This is a genomic window from Sphingobium sp. TomTYG72 (assembly GCF_055394715.1).
The window spans coordinates 608,585-623,709 of the sequence record NZ_AP027336.1; the positions used below are offsets into that span (position 1 = coordinate 608,585).

Genomic DNA, 15,125 nt, shown 5'->3' on the forward strand with positions numbered 1-15,125 from the left:
ATAGCCGCCTTACCTCCCAGATTGGTTTCCTGACCTTATGTTCCGGGAGCCTTTGCATGAAAAGCCGCACGGAAACCGATAGCATCGGCTCCATAGAGGTGCCTGCAAGCGCCTATTGGGGCGCGCAGACCCAACGCAGCATCGAAAATTTTCCCTTCGGACCGATGGAGCGCATGCCGATCGGGATTATCCACGCGCTCGCCATCGTCAAACAGGCTGCGGCGCGGGTCAATCGCACGGAAGGATTGGCGCCAGAGCTTGCCGAAGCGATTGAAGCAGCCGCCGCCCGAGTGATCGCGGGCGGTCATGACGACCAATTCCCGCTCGTCATCTGGCAGACGGGCAGCGGCACGCAATCCAACATGAATGTGAATGAGGTGATCGCCGGCGTCGCCAACGAAGCGCTGACAGGCAAGCGGGGTGGCAAGTCGCCGGTTCACCCTAATGATCATGTGAATATGGGGCAGTCGTCCAACGACAGCTTTCCCACCGCGCTTCACATCGCCGCCGCGCGCGCCGCGATGGAGCAACTCTTTCCCGCGCTCGACCGGCTTCACAGGGCGCTGGATGACAAGGCGCAGGCCTGGGGCGGCATCGTGAAGATTGGCCGCACCCATCTTCAGGACGCAACGCCGCTGACGCTGGGGCAGGAATTTTCGGGTTACGCGCATCAGCTATACCGCTGTCGCAATCGGATCGAGCCTGCCGTCATGCACGGGATGATGGCCCTCGCCCAGGGGGGAACCGCCGTGGGTACGGGGTTGAACGCGCCCGAGGGCTTTGACGTCACCATGGCAAGGGAGATTGCGGCGATCACCGGCCTGCCGTTCCGCACGGCCGATAACAAGTTCGAAGCGCTCGCCTCCAACGATTCGCTGGTCCATCTCTCCTCGACCCTCGCCACGCTGGCCGTCTCGCTCACCAAGATCGCAAACGACATCCGCCTGCTTGGTAGCGGACCGCGTTCCGGGCTCGGCGAACTGGATCTTCCTGCCAATGAACCGGGCAGTTCGATCATGCCCGGAAAGGTCAATCCGACCCAGTGCGAGATGCTGACCATGGTGGCGAGCCAGGTGATCGGCAATCATCAGGCCGTCACGGTCGGCGGCCTTCAGGGGCATCTGGAATTGAATGTCTTCAAACCGATGATCGGCGCTGCCGTCCTGCGTTCCATCCATTTGCTGAGCGTTGGCATGGATAGCTTTGCCGAACGCTGCGTCGAGGGGCTGGAGGCGAACGAGAAGCGCATTGCGGAACTGGTCGACAGGTCGCTGATGCTGGTCACCGCCCTCGTGCCCGAGATCGGATATGACAACGCCGCGAAGATCGCGAAACATGCGCATGCAGAAGGGCTCACGCTCAAGGAGGCGGGCCTTGCCCTTGGCCTGATCGATGAGGAAAGTTTTGATCGGCTGGTCCGGCCGGAAAATATGGTGTGAACTGGCGGAACCGCCCGTCCTGCGATACATTGATCGCCATATGAAGAAGATCACTGCCAAACAGCCGCTTGTCACCGTCCGCCCGCCGCGCAAGGCAGGGCTGCTACGAAAGACGGCACGCCTGGGCGCGGCCGTCGTCGCGGCCCGCGTTGCTGCGGCTACCGGAAAGAAGGGCGTGGTCGGACTTATCGCGGGCATGGGCGCCAAGCGGCTGATCATGCGCTATCCGATGGGTGCGCTGTTCGTCACCGGCGCTTATCTGGCAGGCAAAGCGTATGAGACGAAGCGAGAAGTCGATCGCAAACGTGCGGTGAAGGCGCTGCCTGATCTTAGCAACGAACCGGTGCCGATCACCGAAGCCCGCACGAAAAAGGCCTAAAGGGCCGACTGCCAGCTTTTTATCGCTTCAATCGGCCAAGCCAGCATCAGCACGTTGAGCGTCAGATTGTCGCGGATCGCCACTAGCGCGATGATTTCCAGTGCGATGCCAGCGCATATCGTCACCGCGACCGGCGCGCGGGCCGCGAAGAGGAAGCCGAGCGCCATCATACCGATATCGCTCGTCGAATTCAGGATGCTGTCGCCACTATAGCCCAGCGCGATCGTCGCCGCGCGGTAGCGGTCGATGATGATCGGCGAGTTCTCCAATATCTCCCACACGGATTCGACCAGCACCGCCAGCGCAAAGCGTGGGCCAATCGGTTGCCGTCGCATCAAAGCCCACGCGCCTGCGTAGAAGAGGAAGCCGTGGATCACATGGCTGAGGCTGTACCAATCGGCGATATGCTGGCTGTTGCCGCTGTCCAGTGCCCCATGCCACAGCTCGACATTGCCGCAAGTGCAGATCGGCGGCCGCGCCATCAAGAATAGCAGCGCGCAGGTCAGCAGTACGATGATCCCGGCGGCAACGAAGCCCCGGCGGTTGCGTAGTGCCTTGCGTCTCAACGATCGTCCCCCTTCACGGCCTCTTGCCAAACGCGTTCCACGGCGTCACTAGCGGCCATGGCCGACAGCATCCCTATTGAGGCGCCCGATTTCAAGCGGCGTGGCGTGCTCTTCGTTCTTTCCTCGCCTTCTGGCGCGGGCAAATCCACCATCGCGCGCAAGCTTCTGGCGGCTGAGTCGGACCTCGCCATGTCCGTTTCCGCCACCACGCGGCCGATGCGGCCGGGCGAAGTGGACGGCAAGGACTATCATTTCGTCGATCTGGAGGAATTTCGCCGGATGACGGCGGAGCATGAATTTCTCGAGTGGGCGCACGTCTTCGGCCAGCGCTACGGCACGCCGCGCGCGCCGGTCGAGGCCATGTTGAAGAGCGGTCGTGACGTACTTTTCGACATCGACTGGCAGGGCGCTCAGCAGCTGCACCAGATCGCCGGGGGCGATGTCGTGCGGGTATTCATCCTGCCTCCCTCGATGGAAGAGCTGGAACGCCGCCTGCGCGGCCGTGCGACCGACAGCGAGGAAGTGATCGAAGGCCGCATGTCCCGCGCGGCCAATGAAATCGCGCATTGGGACGGCTATGATTATGTTCTCTGCAATGTCGATGCGGACGATTGCTTCAGGCGGGTTCAGACGATCCTTCACGCCGAGCGCATGAAGCGCAGCCGCCAGACCGGCCTTATCGGCTTCATTCGCCGGTTGAGCCGTTATCATCAGGAAGATTGAGGAAGCCTAGTTTTCTCGCCTCCGTTAGTTTCGATCGAAGGCGAGAGAGACTGGTCTACCTCTCAAATCCCGCCGGTTCCGCCCAATCCGGATGCACCCAGGCCATCGCCTTGAACAGCGTCCCCATGGCGTCATCGGCAGTCAGCCGCAGCCGCGCAGCCTCCACCTCTGCCGCCCGTGCGGGGGATGTGCGCGCGAGCTGATCCGCCCGCGCGTCAATGCCTAGCTTTCGCAGCAACTCACCCTGGTTCACCGGCCCTATCACTCGCAGGCCCGCCTGCCGCGCCATGTTGCCGATCATGGTGAAATCGACATGGGTCGTAAGATCGCTTTCGCCCGGTTCCAGGAAAGGGTCCGCAAATTGGTGTTCGCGCACGGCTTGCAACGTGTCGCCGATCGCAGGACCTTCATAGCCATAGTCGATGATGATCGCGGCGCCGCCTTGCCGCGCGATCCGCTGCGCCAGTTCCAGCGCGATGGCGGTCCCTGCCAGCGGTATTTCAATGATCGCTCCATCCGGAGCGTCCGCCGCGATGGCGGGAATGCCCGATTCGACGCGCCGATAGCCCGGCACGGCCTCGAAACGGTTCGAGTCGGCCTCATCAGGGCAGATGACCACCCGCTCGCGCCATTCTTCACCCGAACGGATGATCTGGCGGACGGGCAGGGCATCGAAAAACTCGTTGGCGACGACCAGTAGCGGCGCATTGTCCGGTAGGGCGCCGACGCTGTCATGGTGAAAGACGTTCGGGACGAGAGCGCGTTGCCGCTCGCGCAAGGACGGACTGGTTTCGACGAAATGGGGTTGGGGCGTTAATCCCGCGTTGCCCATGGCGCGCAGCGCATCGGACGCGAGAGTGCCGCGCCCTGGACCAAGCTCAACATAAAGTGCGTTCGGACGGCTGCCCGATCGCATCCACAAGTCTGCCAGGCACAGGCCGACCAGTTCGCCGAACATCTGGCTGATCTCCGGCGCGGTGGTGAAATCGCCTGCCGCGCCCAGAGGATCGCGCGTGCCGTAATAATGCTGGTTCGCCTCAGCCATATAGTGCGCGACCGAGATCGGCCCCCCGGCGTCAATCTGCCGAGCCAGCCGCTGGGCGAGGTTCAGCGGTTCAGCTGACACTCGCGCTCCCCGCGATTGGCTCCACGCGAACGCGGCGGCCCTTCGCGGTTGCTATCAGGTATAGGCCGCCCAGGATCATCGGCACGCACAGCCACTGGCCCATGTGAAGGCCGGTGCGCGCTGCAAATTCCATCAGCTGCGCGTCAGCTTCGCGGAAATATTCCACGCCGAAACGGAATATGCCGTAGCCCAGCAGGAAAATCCCCACGAGCATTCCCGGCTTGTAGCGCGCGCGCGTCTTCCAGAAGGCGAAGGCGAGGATGAGGAACAGCACGATACCTTCGAAAAAGGCTTCGTAAAGCTGGCTCGGATGGCGGGGGAAGGGGTCGCCGGTCGGGAAGATGATAGCCCACGGCACGTCCGTTTCCTTGCCCCATAGCTCGCCATTCACGAAATTGGCGAGGCGGCCGAAAAACAGCCCGAAGGGTACGCAGCAGGCGACGAAATCATGGATGCGCAGCCACGACAGCTTTTCCTTCCGCGCCATGTAGAGGATGCCCAGCGACACGCCGATCGCGCCCCCATGGAAGGACATGCCGCCGTTCCACAGTTTGAAGATGTCGAGCGGATTGCGCAGGATTTCGGGCTGGTAAAAGAAGACATAGGCCAGCCGCCCACCGATGATGATGCCGAGCGTAGCATAGAAGATCATGTCGTCGGCATGCCGCCGCGCCATGGGAGAACCCGGCTGGGCGATAAGTTTCAGCAGATACCAGTAGCCGATCAATATGCCCGCCAGATAGGCGAGGCTGTACCATTTGAGCGTGAAGAAGCCGAGGTCGAGCGCGACCGGGCTTAGCCCCAGCTGATCGAAACGAATGGCGCCCGAAGCCGCGGCGGCAAGGTCTAGGATCAAGTTGTCGGTCCCCTTCGGAAATATGGCCTTCGCCATAGAGCAGGATAGGGTAAGGAGGAAAGGGGGCTGTTATTTTCATCCGGGTCCGGGATGATGGCTGAACAGAATGGGGCAGGGAAGAATGGCCCGGATCGCTCCAACCCGCTTCAGGCATTAACTTGCTGTAAACCCATTAAATGCGAGTATCATAGCATGGCTATCGATCCGATCATGGAGCAATCCCCCGAACCCGGCGACAAGCGCGCCGATATTCGTTGGCCCGTTCGCCTTGAGGTGGCCGAAGCACTGGGTGAGGGATCAGCCGACGTCGTGGTTCACGATATCTCCACGGCGGGGATGCTGATTGAAACCAGCTCAAAACTACAGCTTGGCCAAGGCGTGCTTTTGTCCCTGCCCGAAGCGGGTTCCGTCTCCGCCCGCGTCGTGTGGCAGGATGAACCGCTATTTGGATGCCGGTTCGATGAGGCGCTCCCCCAAGCCGCTGTCAGTGCGACCCGGCTTCGCAGCACGGTGCGCAGCAATGGCAGGCCGGTCGATCATGCCGCCGATGCGCAAAGCCCTGAAATGTTTCCTGCGCGTCTGCGCCGGTTGCGCCGCGAACGCGGCCTCAGCCGGGAAGCGTTGTCCAAGTTGACGGGTTTCAGCAAACCCTCGCTGTGGGCGTGGGAAGTGGGTAAAACCATGCCCCGGCGCAGGAGCCTGATCGCCCTCGCCCAGGCATTCGGCCTGACCGAGCAGCAGTTGCTTGTGGGCGAGGCGGTCGCGCCGCCGCACGGTTCCGCAGGGGTGGGCAATGCCCGTCTGGGTCAGCAGCTTCATGATGTCATCGATTCAGCGAAGCGGGAAGTCGCGAAACACGCAGGCGTCGATGTCTCGCAGGTGCAGATCCGCATCGATTATTGAAGCGCCATCGGATGGGTGCGTGGGCGAATTTGCTCCCATGCGACCGTTGGTCCGTAGCCTGCCCGAACGGATTTAGTTATGTAAATAATAGGCATGACGTGCCAGCAGGATCGCAACCTCCAGCACCCCGCTGACCATCCAATAAAAAAGCCGCCCGGTGAGGGGCGGCTTTCTTTTTGGTCCGTTGTGGAAACTCAGGCTTCTTCAGCCGGAGCTTCTTCCGCTTCCACGGCGATTTCGCCGGGTTCCGCGTTCGGATCATAATCTTCGGTGAAGCCAGCCTCGTCCTTTTCGAACAGGTCGGCCATCACGTCGACGCCCTGCGCTTGCAGATCAGCTTCTTCCGGCGAGCGAGCGACGTTCACCTGAATGGTGACGGCAACTTCGGGGTGCAGCGCGACCTTGACGTCGAACACGCCGAGCGTCTTGATCGGACGTTCCAGCACGACCATCGCCTTGGTGACGTTGGTCACGCCATCGGCGTGCAGCGCCTCGACGACGTCGCGAACCGCGACCGAGCCGTAGAGGTGACCGGCGTTGGACGACTGGCGGATCAGGACGATCTGCTTGCCGTTGACGCCTTCGGCAGCCTTTTCAGCGTCGCCACGGCGGGCGGCGTTGTCGGCCTCGATCTTCGCGCGGTTGGCTTCGAAGACCTTCTTGTTGGCGTTGTTGGAGCGCAGCGCCTTCTTGTTGGGCAGCAGGAAGTTACGAGCGTAACCGTCCTTCACGGTGACGATGTCACCGATGGCACCCAGCTTCTCGATCCGTTCGAGGAGAATGATTTCCATGAGTCTTACTCCCTCACTTCACGATGTAGGGCAGCAGGCCCAGGTGACGGGCGCGCTTGATGGCCTGGGCCAGCTCACGCTGCTTCTTGGCGGACACAGCCGTGATGCGGCTGGGGACGATCTTGCCGCGCTCGGACACGAAGCCCTGCAGCAGACGGACGTCCTTGTAATCGATCTTCGGCGCATCCTTGGCGGCGAAGGGGCAGCTCTTGCGGCGGCGGAAAAACGGGCGTGCCATTGTTCAGATCTCCTTATTCGCCAGCCGGGGCTTCATCGCGATCGCGGCGCGGGCCACGATCTTCGCGAGGACCACGGTCACCACGATCACCGCGCGGACCACGCTCGGCGCGTTCCTGCTTGCGCATCATCACCGACGGGCCGGTTTCCAGCTCATCGACCTTGACGGTCATGTAGCGGATGATGTCTTCGTTGATCTGCGTCTGGCGCTCCAGTTCCGCGACGACACCGGCTGGGGCGTCGATGTTCAGCATCACATAGTGAGCCTTGCGGTTCTTGGCGATCTTGTAGGCGAGGCTGCGCAGGCCCCAGGTTTCCACCTTGGTCACCTTGCCAGCATTATCCTCGACGATCTTGGTGGCGGTTTCCGCCAGTGCGTCCACCTGCGCCTGTGCCAGGTCCTGGCGCGCAAGGAACACATGCTCGTAAAGAGCCATGGGTATTGCCTCATCTGTTGGCCGATCGCTGACGCCCACCCCATGTGGAACGCCCCTCCGGCTGTCGTCTCAAGCACTCATCCGCGCGTTCCCGAGTCACCCCGGCCCACGCGAAGCGGCGCCTATGGCGGAAATGCGCCGGGTTGGCAAGGGTGGACGCAAGAGAAAGCGCCCCGGAGGGAGAGAGGTCCCCCGGGCGCTTTCTGGCTGCTCGGTGGAACGAAGCCTTAACGGATTGCGCTGCCTATAACCGCGCCGATGATGCCACTGGTGATCGCGACCAGCACTGCGTCATTGCCGGAACGGACCCAGTGATAACCGCGCGGCGGGGCGTTCAGGCGATAGTCGCGATAATTGTTGATCACGCGATAATCGCGGGCATAGCGGCGGTCGAAGCGCTGGCCCTTGCCCCAGCGGCGATAGTCGTTCTTGCGCACGACCGTCTTGTGCTTGACCACCTTGTGCTTGACCACGGTGCGGCCATGCGGGCCTTGCTTCACCACGCGGGTCACTTCGCGATGCGGCGCGGCCTGCGCCTGCGCGGCGACCATGGGGCTTGCGACCATCGTGGTCGCGGCCAGCGTCATCAGCAGTTTCTTGATCATCTCGCTTGCTCCTTACCTTAATCTGTTGCGCCGTTGCTCCGGCGTTGAAGACAGATTTAGGCGGGATTTGTCGCAAGCTTGTGCCGGGAACGCGGCTTAACTGTCTGAAATTGTAACAGCCATCATTCGTGCCGCAGCGCGTCGATGGGATTGAGCGCCGCCGCCCGTCGCGCCGGGAAATAGCCGAACACCACCCCGATCGCCGCCGAAAAGAAGAAGGCGATCATGTTCACCTTCACGTCGAAGATGAAGGGCACCTGCATCAACGGCGCAATGATGACCGAGGCGATCAGGGCAAGGATCAGGCCGATCAGCCCACCCAGGCAGGACAGAACGATCGCCTCCACCAGGAACTGCATTAGCACCTCCCGCGCGACAGCGCCGATGGCGAGGCGAATGCCGATCTCGCGCGTGCGCTCCGTCACCGACACAAGCATGATGTTCATGATGCCGATTCCGCCCACCAGCAGCGAAATGGCCGCGACCGCCGCCACGATCTGAGTCAATATGGTGGTCGTCCCGGTCAGCGTGTCGCTTATCTGCTTGGTATCGAACACGTTGAAATTATCGTCCGCGCCCGGCTTCACCTTGCGCCGCTCGCGCATCAGTTCCTCAAGGCTGGCCTGAACCGTGGAGGTGTCATAGGCGTCGTCCACCGCGATCATGATCTGGCTGATGTCGCGGTCGCCGGTGAAGCGGCGCTGCACGAACTTGATCGGCATGACGACGACATCGTCCTGATCGCCAAAGCCTCCTTGGCCGCGGGTCGCCAAAGCGCCGATGACCTGACAGGATACGCCCTTGATGCGCAGGCGCTTGCCCGTCGGATCGCTCCCTTGGAACAGGTTCGTGCGTACCGTATTGCCGATGATGCAGACGCCTTTGCCCGCTTCCTCCTCCTCCGGCATGAAGAGGCGGCCCGCGTCAGCCTTCCAGCTTTGCACCTCGAAATAGGAAGCGGTGGTGCCATAGACGGTCGTCGACCAGTTGCTGCCCTCATAGATGGCGGTGCCGCTGGATTGCACCAGCGGGGCGACGGCGCGCACGCCGGTCAGCTGGTTCTCGATCGCCGTTAGGTCGGCCGACTTGAAGTCTGGCGGTCTAGGTCCGCCACCGCCCCGGCCAAAGCCTTGCCCCGGCCGCAGCTGCAACACATTCGCGCCCAGCGAGCTGATTTGCTGCCGCACGGCCGCCGTCGCACCGTTGCCCAGCGTCACCATGGTGACCACCGCCGCCACGCCGATGATGATGCCCAGCGTCGTCAGGAAGCTACGCAGCTTGTGCCGGTTGATGGCCCGGAACGCCAGGGTGACGGTCGTTCCTAGCATTCCCGCTCTCCCTCGCCCCTCCGGGGAGAGGGTTGCGAAGGCTTGGCAGCGTGCTGCCTAGCCGAAGCTGGGTGAGGGGGAGGCGCGCAGCCTCTCACCCTCATCCAACTTCGCCTAGCTCGCGGCGCGAGCAAGGCTTCGTATCCTTCTCCCTTCAAGGGAGAAGGTTGGGGGCGTACAGTCCTCACACCTTCACCCCCGCATCTATCCGCTCCACCAGCCCGTCCTTGAAATGCACGATCATGCGCGCATAGGCGGCCATGTCGGGTTCATGCGTGACCATCAGCACGGTGATGCCGCTATTCCGGTTGAGGTCGGTCAGCAGTTCCATGATCTCCACCGACCGTTCCGAATCCAGATTGCCCGTCGGCTCGTCGGCCAGCAGCACTGCAGGATGCGTCACGATCGCCCGCGCGATGGCAACGCGCTGCTGCTGCCCGCCTGACAGTTCAGCGGGCGTATGGCCCCACCATTCCTTAAGACCCACCTTGTCGAGCGCGGCCATGCCCGCATCATAACGCGCCTTCTTGTCCTCGCCCCGGTAGAGAAGCGGCAATTCGACATTCTCCAGCGCGCTCGTCCGGGACAAGAGGTTGAAGCCCTGAAACACAAAGCCAAGATAGCGGCGGCGGAGCAGCGCCCTCTGGTCGCGGTCCAGCGTTTCGACATGGCGTCCCTTGAACAGGAACTCGCCGCTGCTGGGTACGTCGAGGCAGCCGATAATGTTCATCGCTGTGGACTTGCCCGAACCTGAAGGCCCCATGACCGCGACGAAATCCCCCTCCTCAATGTCCAGGTCGATACCCTTCAGCGCCTGAAAGGCGGTGGCGCCCGAACCATAGAGTTTGGTGACGCCGCGCAAGGAGATGATCGGATCAGGCACTGCGTCAGGTTCCATTCTGCCGACCGGTGCCGCGAGGCTCTCCTCCGCCACCGGAACGGTCACGCCGCTGGCCGCCGCCGTTCGAGCTGTCCTCCGCAGGCTGTTCCTGTCCCGCCGCCAACTGGCCCGTGATGACCCGCATGCCCGGCTTCAACCCGCCACCAGTGATGGCCGTGCGCGCTCCGTCGCTGGCGCCGACTGTCACCTGCACGGCCTTGGGATTGCCATCTTCGCCGACGACATAGACAGTCTGGCTGCTGCCAATACCGAAGCTAACCTGCCGGTTGGCGCCGCCACGGCGGAAGCGGCGAGGGCCGGGCACGATCTGACTCGTAATGCCGCCGCCTTGTCCCGCGCCCGTGCTCGGCTTGAACCGTAACGCGGCGTTTGGAACCAGCAAAACGTCACTCAACTGCTGCGTCACGACGTCGGCCGTCGCCGTCATGCCGGGGCGCAGCGTCTCATCCTTGTTATCGACGGCGAGGACCGCCGCGTATGCCACCACAGTTCCAGCCGTGCTGGCCGTCGTGCTGCTGCCCGATGAGGAGGAGGAACTGCTTGAAGCATTGGAGCCGACATTGACCCGCGTCACCCGCGCGGGGAACGTTCGGCCCGGAAAGGCATCGACGGCAAAGGTCGCCGTTTGGCCTTCTTTCACCTGACCGACATCGGCTTCATCGACCGCGACTTCCACCTCCATCTTGGTCAGGTCTTCGGCGATTGTGAACAGCACAGGGGCATTGAAGGACGCGGCTACTGTTTGGCCGGGCTCGATGTCGCGGGACAAGACGACGCCGGTCACCGGTGACACGATCTGCGCGATCGACAGGTTAGTCTGCGCCGTCGCAAGCTGAGCCCGCGACACACTGACTTGCGCCTGTTGCGCCCGCAAATTGCCCAAAGCGGACTGATAATCAGCCCGCGCCGCATCCAGTTCCGTCTTGGCAGGCACGCGCCCGCCCGACAGACGAAAGACGTTCAGTTGCCGGTCGAGCGTCGCCTTGGCCAGCGCGACCTGCGCCTGCGCCTGGCTGACACTGGCCTGCGACGCCGTAACCTGTGCCCGGTTCTGAGTAACCGAATCCACAAGGCGCCGGGTATCGAGTTCAGCTAGTCGCTGCCCTTTCGTCACGCGATCATTCACATCGACATAAACACGCGTGATCTTGCCCGACTGTTCAGAGCCCACATCCACCTGATTGATGGGCTTCAGATTCCCGGTAGCCGACACCGTCACCGTCAAGTCGCCGCGTCGCACCTCCCGCGTGGCGAAGTTCGGCTTGTCCTCGCCCGAAAAACAGCGGGCGAGCAGCAGGATCAGGATCAGCAGCGCCAGCCCGACCGCACCCCGCACCACCCATTTGCGCCACGGCTTTTCGGGACGCGCGCCGAGAAATTCGTCCAGATCCTTGTCCGTGCTCACATCTTCACTCATTGGGGCGGTTGTCCATATTCTGCCAGCCGCCACCCAGCGCGTTGTAGAGCTGGGCGATGGCAAGGGCCTCGTCGGCTTGCGCAGCCGCAAGGCTATTGCGCGCGTTCAACAGCGTGGTTTCGGTGTTGGAAAGCGTCTGGAAATCGATCAGCCCAGACTGATACTGGCTGCGCGCCAGCAGGGCGGCGTTGTTCGACGCATCGAAGGCGGTGGCGAACTCGGCCTTGCGCTGGCGGGCGCTGTTCAGGGACGTCATGGCATTTTCGACATCTTCAAGCGCCGTCAGCACGCTCTGCTTATAGGCGGCGAAGGCTGCATCCGTAGCCGCCCTTTGCGACCGCACCTGAGAAGCGAGCCGCCCGCCATCGAAGATGACTTGTGCAACATTGGCGAAGACACCGCCGGTGATGATGTCGAACAGGCTTTTGATGCTGGTCGCGTTGGTGCCGATATTGCCGCTGATCCCGAGCGACGGGTAAAGCTGTGCCTGCGCCACACCGATCCGCGCTGTTGCCGCCGCTAGAGCCCTTTCCGCTCCCCTTACATCGGGCCGCTGGCGCAGCGTATCGGCGGGAATGCCGACGGCGATCAGGGTAGAAGCGACCGGGATCGGGGCAGGGGCTTCCAGCGCGCGCGTGGCTTCGCCCGGCGCTTGCCCGGTCAGCACGGCAATGCGGTTCAGGCTGCCGCGCAGGCTGGCCTCCAGTTGCGGGATCGCCGCGTTCGTCTGGGCGAGCTGGGCGCGAGCCTGTTGCTCATCTAGCGAGGACACCAGCCCCGCCTGCAGCCGCCAGTTGGCGATATTATAATTATCCTGCTGGATCGCCTGCGTTTCACGGGCGATGCGCAACTGCTCCTGCGTTTGCCTTGCCTGAATATAGTTGGTGACCAGTTCGGCTATGATGGTCAGCCGCACATTGGCGAGGTCATAGCCCGACGCAGCCAGATCCGCGCGCGCAGCCTCGGCCGATCGGGACAATTCGCCGAACAGGTCGATCTGCCAGCTCGCATTGGCGCCCAGGGAATAGCTGCTGCTCCACCTGTCCGATCCAGTGGACACGACATTGCCGTCGATAACGCGCGTGCCGCCACCACGGTTGGAATAGCTCCGCCCGGCAGAACCCGACGCATTGACCTGCGGCAGAAAGGCTGCCCGCGCCTGCACCAGCGACTCCCGCGCCTGCCGCAAGCGCGCCTGTGCCTGAACTATGTCGAGGTTGCTGGCCACCGCCCGGTCGATCAGTCCTGCAAGAACCGGATCGTTCAACCGGGTCCACCAGCTCGCAAGCTCCGCTTCACTCAGCGCGCCGCCCGCCGGTGCCGCATAATAGCTGCCCGGCACCCCCAAGGCAGCCGGTTGCGGCGCCCGGTAGTCAGGCCCCGCCGCGCAAGCCGAGAGCGTCAACGCCGCCCCGCTGATCCAGCCAATGCGATATCGCACCTTTTCCTTGCACTCCGTCGTCGTTAAAGGGACGCCACCTTGGGGGTTGAGGCGGTCCAGTCAGGGAAACTGCCGAAAGGGACCTGATGTCTCAACGGCATTTGTGTCTCAAAGTGTAACGATGTTGAAAAACGGCGCTTTTCCAGGCGTCCTTGCGTCAAAAGGTGAATGATGAGGGCATTTCTTTTTCCGGGGCAGGGTAGCCAGTCGGTTGGCATGGGTAAGGCTTTGGCCGAAGCGAGCCCGGCCGCGAAGGAACTGTTTCAGGAGGTCGATGACGCCCTGTCGCAACATTTGTTCCGCATCATGGTGGAAGGTCCGGAAAGCGACCTGACCCTCACGGAGAATGCCCAGCCCGCAATCATGGCCAATGCGTTGGCGACGTTGCGGGTAATGCAGCGCGAAGGCGGCTTCTCGCTGGCGGAAAAGGGCGATTTCGTCGCCGGGCACAGTCTTGGCGAATATAGCGCTCTGTGCGCCGTGGAAGCCTTCGATATCGGCACCACCTCGCGCCTCCTGAAGCTCCGCGGCCGGGCCATGCAAGCGGCGGTTCCGGTGGGCGATGGCGCGATGGCGGCTCTGCTCGGCGCGGACATCGAAAAGGCGCAGGCGCTGGCCGATGCAGCGGCTGAGGGCGAAGTCTGCACCGTCGCCAACGACAATGATCCGAGCCAAGTGGTGATTTCCGGCCATCGCGGCGCGATCGAGCGCGCGGTCGCCCTGGTGAAGGACCATGACATCAAGCGCGGCGTGCTGCTGCCGGTTTCGGCGCCGTTCCACTGCCCGTTGATGCAGCCCGCCGCCGAAGCGATGGAAGAAGCCCTTGCCAAGGCCGCCATCAACACCCCGCTGCTCCCCGTCTATGCCAACGTCCTCGCCGCACCGATCGCAGACCCCGAGGAAATCATTCGCCGCCTGGTCGAACAGGTAACCGGCCGCGTCCGCTGGCGCGAATCCGTCGCTGCCATGTGGGACGCGGGCGTGACCGAGTTCGTCGAACTTGGCGGCAAGGTGCTCGGCCCCATGGTCAAGCGCATCGCCCCCGACGCCACCGTCCGCAGCGTCATCACCATGGACGACATCGAAGCCGCCCTCGCCGCTCTCTAAGATAAGGATAAAAAGCTATGTTCGATCTGACAGGCATGACCGCGCTGGTGACTGGCGCTTCGGGTGGCATCGGTTCAGCGATCGCCCGCGCACTCGCGGCGCAGGGTGCGACGCTGGCGCTTTCGGGTAGCAATGAGGAGAAGCTCAAGGCCTTCGCAGCCGAACTTGGCGGCGATCACAAGACGCTGGTCTGCAACCTGTCCGATCCCGCATCGGTCGATGGCCTTGTTGCTCAGGCGGTCGAAGCGCTCGGCGGCAAGATCGACATTCTCGTCAACAATGCCGGCATCACCCGCGACAACCTGATCCTGCGGATGAAGGATGAGGAATGGTCCGATGTCATCTCGGTCAATCTGGAAGCCGCCTTCCGCCTTGCCCGCGCCGCTGCCAAGCCGATGATGAAGGCGCGCTTCGGCCGCATCATCTCGATCACCTCAATCGTCGGTGTCACCGGCAATCCCGGCCAGGCCAATTATGCCGCGTCAAAGGCAGGCATCATCGGCATGTCGAAGTCGCTCGGCCAGGAACTGGCGAGCCGGGGGATCACCGTCAACTGCGTCGCGCCCGGCTTCATCCGTTCGGCCATGACCGATGCGCTGAATGACGCGCAGAAGGGTGCCATCCTTCAGAAGATACCTGCGGGCGACCTCGGTACTGGTGAGGATATCGGCGCTGCGGTTGTCTATCTCGCCAGCCGCGAGGCAGGCTATGTCACGGGCCAGACCCTGCATGTTAATGGCGGCATGGCGATGATCTGACCCTCGCAAGAGGCTGAAAGGGCTCGCCGATCCGTCCCAATCGGGTGGCAATGTGCCATTCAGGCGCATGGAGGGGCCGAAATCATGCGTTTCGATCTTTTCTTGCCTCTT

Annotated in this window: 17 protein-coding genes; 6 read left to right on the top strand and 11 right to left on the bottom strand. The window is 62.7% G+C overall.

Annotated elements, in window-relative coordinates; translation table 11 throughout:
- The first annotated feature begins 56 nt into the window (after positions 1 to 56).
- Both fumC and ACZ5U1_RS03205 read left to right on the top strand, forming a co-directional pair.
- Positions 57 to 1,439, top strand: coding sequence for a class II fumarate hydratase (fumC, locus tag ACZ5U1_RS03200; RefSeq protein ID WP_464779339.1), 1,383 nt, complete (start codon positions 57 to 59; stop codon positions 1,437 to 1,439).
- Between the two features lie 40 nt (positions 1,440 to 1,479).
- Positions 1,480 to 1,818, top strand: a complete 339-nt coding sequence (locus ACZ5U1_RS03205) for a hypothetical protein (RefSeq protein ID WP_464779340.1) — start codon at positions 1,480 to 1,482, stop codon at positions 1,816 to 1,818.
- Here ACZ5U1_RS03205 and ACZ5U1_RS03210 read toward each other — a convergent pair.
- Entirely contained in the window at positions 1,815 to 2,414 is a 600-nt protein-coding gene (locus ACZ5U1_RS03210) for a DUF2585 domain-containing protein (protein WP_464779341.1), read from the bottom strand. The genes ACZ5U1_RS03205 and ACZ5U1_RS03210 overlap by 4 nt on opposite strands.
- 27 nt (positions 2,415 to 2,441) lie before the next feature.
- Here ACZ5U1_RS03210 and gmk point away from each other — a divergent pair, with 27 nt between their 5' ends.
- Positions 2,442 to 3,107, top strand: coding sequence for a guanylate kinase (gene gmk / locus ACZ5U1_RS03215; protein ID WP_464779342.1), 666 nt, complete (start codon positions 2,442 to 2,444; stop codon positions 3,105 to 3,107).
- 55 nt (positions 3,108 to 3,162) lie between these two features.
- Here the strand turns inward: gmk and ACZ5U1_RS03220 are convergent, their stop codons facing one another.
- Together ACZ5U1_RS03220 and lgt are read right to left on the bottom strand one after the other, a co-directional pair.
- A complete protein-coding gene (locus ACZ5U1_RS03220) occupies positions 3,163 to 4,233 on the bottom strand; it encodes a class I SAM-dependent methyltransferase (RefSeq protein ID WP_464779343.1) in 1,071 nt (356 codons plus the stop codon).
- Positions 4,223 to 5,125, bottom strand: a complete 903-nt coding sequence (gene lgt, locus ACZ5U1_RS03225) for a prolipoprotein diacylglyceryl transferase (protein ID WP_464779344.1) — start codon at positions 5,123 to 5,125, stop codon at positions 4,223 to 4,225. The genes ACZ5U1_RS03220 and lgt overlap by 11 nt, the downstream gene beginning before the upstream one ends.
- A 156-nt stretch (positions 5,126 to 5,281) precedes the next feature.
- Between lgt and ACZ5U1_RS03230 the strand changes: the two genes are divergently transcribed.
- Positions 5,282 to 5,992, top strand: a complete 711-nt coding sequence (locus ACZ5U1_RS03230; RefSeq protein WP_464779345.1) for a helix-turn-helix domain-containing protein — start codon at positions 5,282 to 5,284, stop codon at positions 5,990 to 5,992.
- Positions 5,993 to 6,186: 194 nt separating this feature from the next.
- Here ACZ5U1_RS03230 and rplI read toward each other — a convergent pair whose 3' ends face one another.
- From rplI to ACZ5U1_RS03270, 8 genes are all read right to left on the bottom strand, one after another.
- Positions 6,187 to 6,783 (bottom strand): 50S ribosomal protein L9, encoded by a 597-nt coding sequence (gene rplI / locus ACZ5U1_RS03235; RefSeq protein WP_464779346.1) that lies wholly within the window; start codon positions 6,781 to 6,783, stop codon positions 6,187 to 6,189.
- Positions 6,784 to 6,796: 13 nt separating this feature from the next.
- Positions 6,797 to 7,021 carry a 30S ribosomal protein S18 gene (rpsR, locus tag ACZ5U1_RS03240; RefSeq protein ID WP_004212076.1) on the bottom strand — a complete coding sequence of 75 codons (225 nt, stop codon included), beginning with the start codon at positions 7,019 to 7,021 and terminating at the stop codon, positions 6,797 to 6,799.
- A gap of 13 nt (positions 7,022 to 7,034) precedes the next feature.
- Entirely contained in the window at positions 7,035 to 7,457 is a 423-nt protein-coding gene (gene rpsF, locus ACZ5U1_RS03245; protein ID WP_196225883.1) for a 30S ribosomal protein S6, read from the bottom strand.
- A gap of 227 nt (positions 7,458 to 7,684) precedes the next feature.
- A complete protein-coding gene (locus tag ACZ5U1_RS03250; RefSeq protein ID WP_464779347.1) occupies positions 7,685 to 8,062 on the bottom strand; it encodes an RcnB family protein in 378 nt (125 codons plus the stop codon).
- A gap of 122 nt (positions 8,063 to 8,184) precedes the next feature.
- Positions 8,185 to 9,390 carry an ABC transporter permease gene (locus tag ACZ5U1_RS03255; RefSeq protein WP_464779348.1) on the bottom strand — a complete coding sequence of 402 codons (1,206 nt, stop codon included), beginning with the start codon at positions 9,388 to 9,390 and terminating at the stop codon, positions 8,185 to 8,187.
- A 184-nt stretch (positions 9,391 to 9,574) separates the two neighbouring features.
- Complete coding sequence (locus tag ACZ5U1_RS03260; RefSeq protein ID WP_464779349.1) at positions 9,575 to 10,273, bottom strand: ABC transporter ATP-binding protein; 699 nt, start codon at positions 10,271 to 10,273, stop codon at positions 9,575 to 9,577.
- A 4-nt stretch (positions 10,274 to 10,277) separates the two neighbouring features.
- Positions 10,278 to 11,708 (bottom strand): efflux RND transporter periplasmic adaptor subunit, encoded by a 1,431-nt coding sequence (locus ACZ5U1_RS03265; protein WP_464779350.1) that lies wholly within the window; start codon positions 11,706 to 11,708, stop codon positions 10,278 to 10,280.
- Positions 11,701 to 13,149 carry an efflux transporter outer membrane subunit gene (locus tag ACZ5U1_RS03270; RefSeq protein ID WP_464779351.1) on the bottom strand — a complete coding sequence of 483 codons (1,449 nt, stop codon included), beginning with the start codon at positions 13,147 to 13,149 and terminating at the stop codon, positions 11,701 to 11,703. The genes ACZ5U1_RS03265 and ACZ5U1_RS03270 overlap by 8 nt, the downstream gene beginning before the upstream one ends.
- A 171-nt stretch (positions 13,150 to 13,320) precedes the next feature.
- Here ACZ5U1_RS03270 and fabD point away from each other — a divergent pair, with 171 nt between their 5' ends.
- Positions 13,321 to 14,256, top strand: coding sequence for an ACP S-malonyltransferase (gene fabD / locus ACZ5U1_RS03275; protein WP_464779352.1), 936 nt, complete (start codon positions 13,321 to 13,323; stop codon positions 14,254 to 14,256).
- Positions 14,257 to 14,273: 17 nt separating this feature from the next.
- Positions 14,274 to 15,014: a 3-oxoacyl-[acyl-carrier-protein] reductase gene (gene fabG / locus ACZ5U1_RS03280; protein WP_464779353.1), complete on the top strand. Its 741-nt coding sequence runs from the start codon at positions 14,274 to 14,276 to the stop codon at positions 15,012 to 15,014.
- Positions 15,015 to 15,125: the final 111 nt, after the last annotated feature.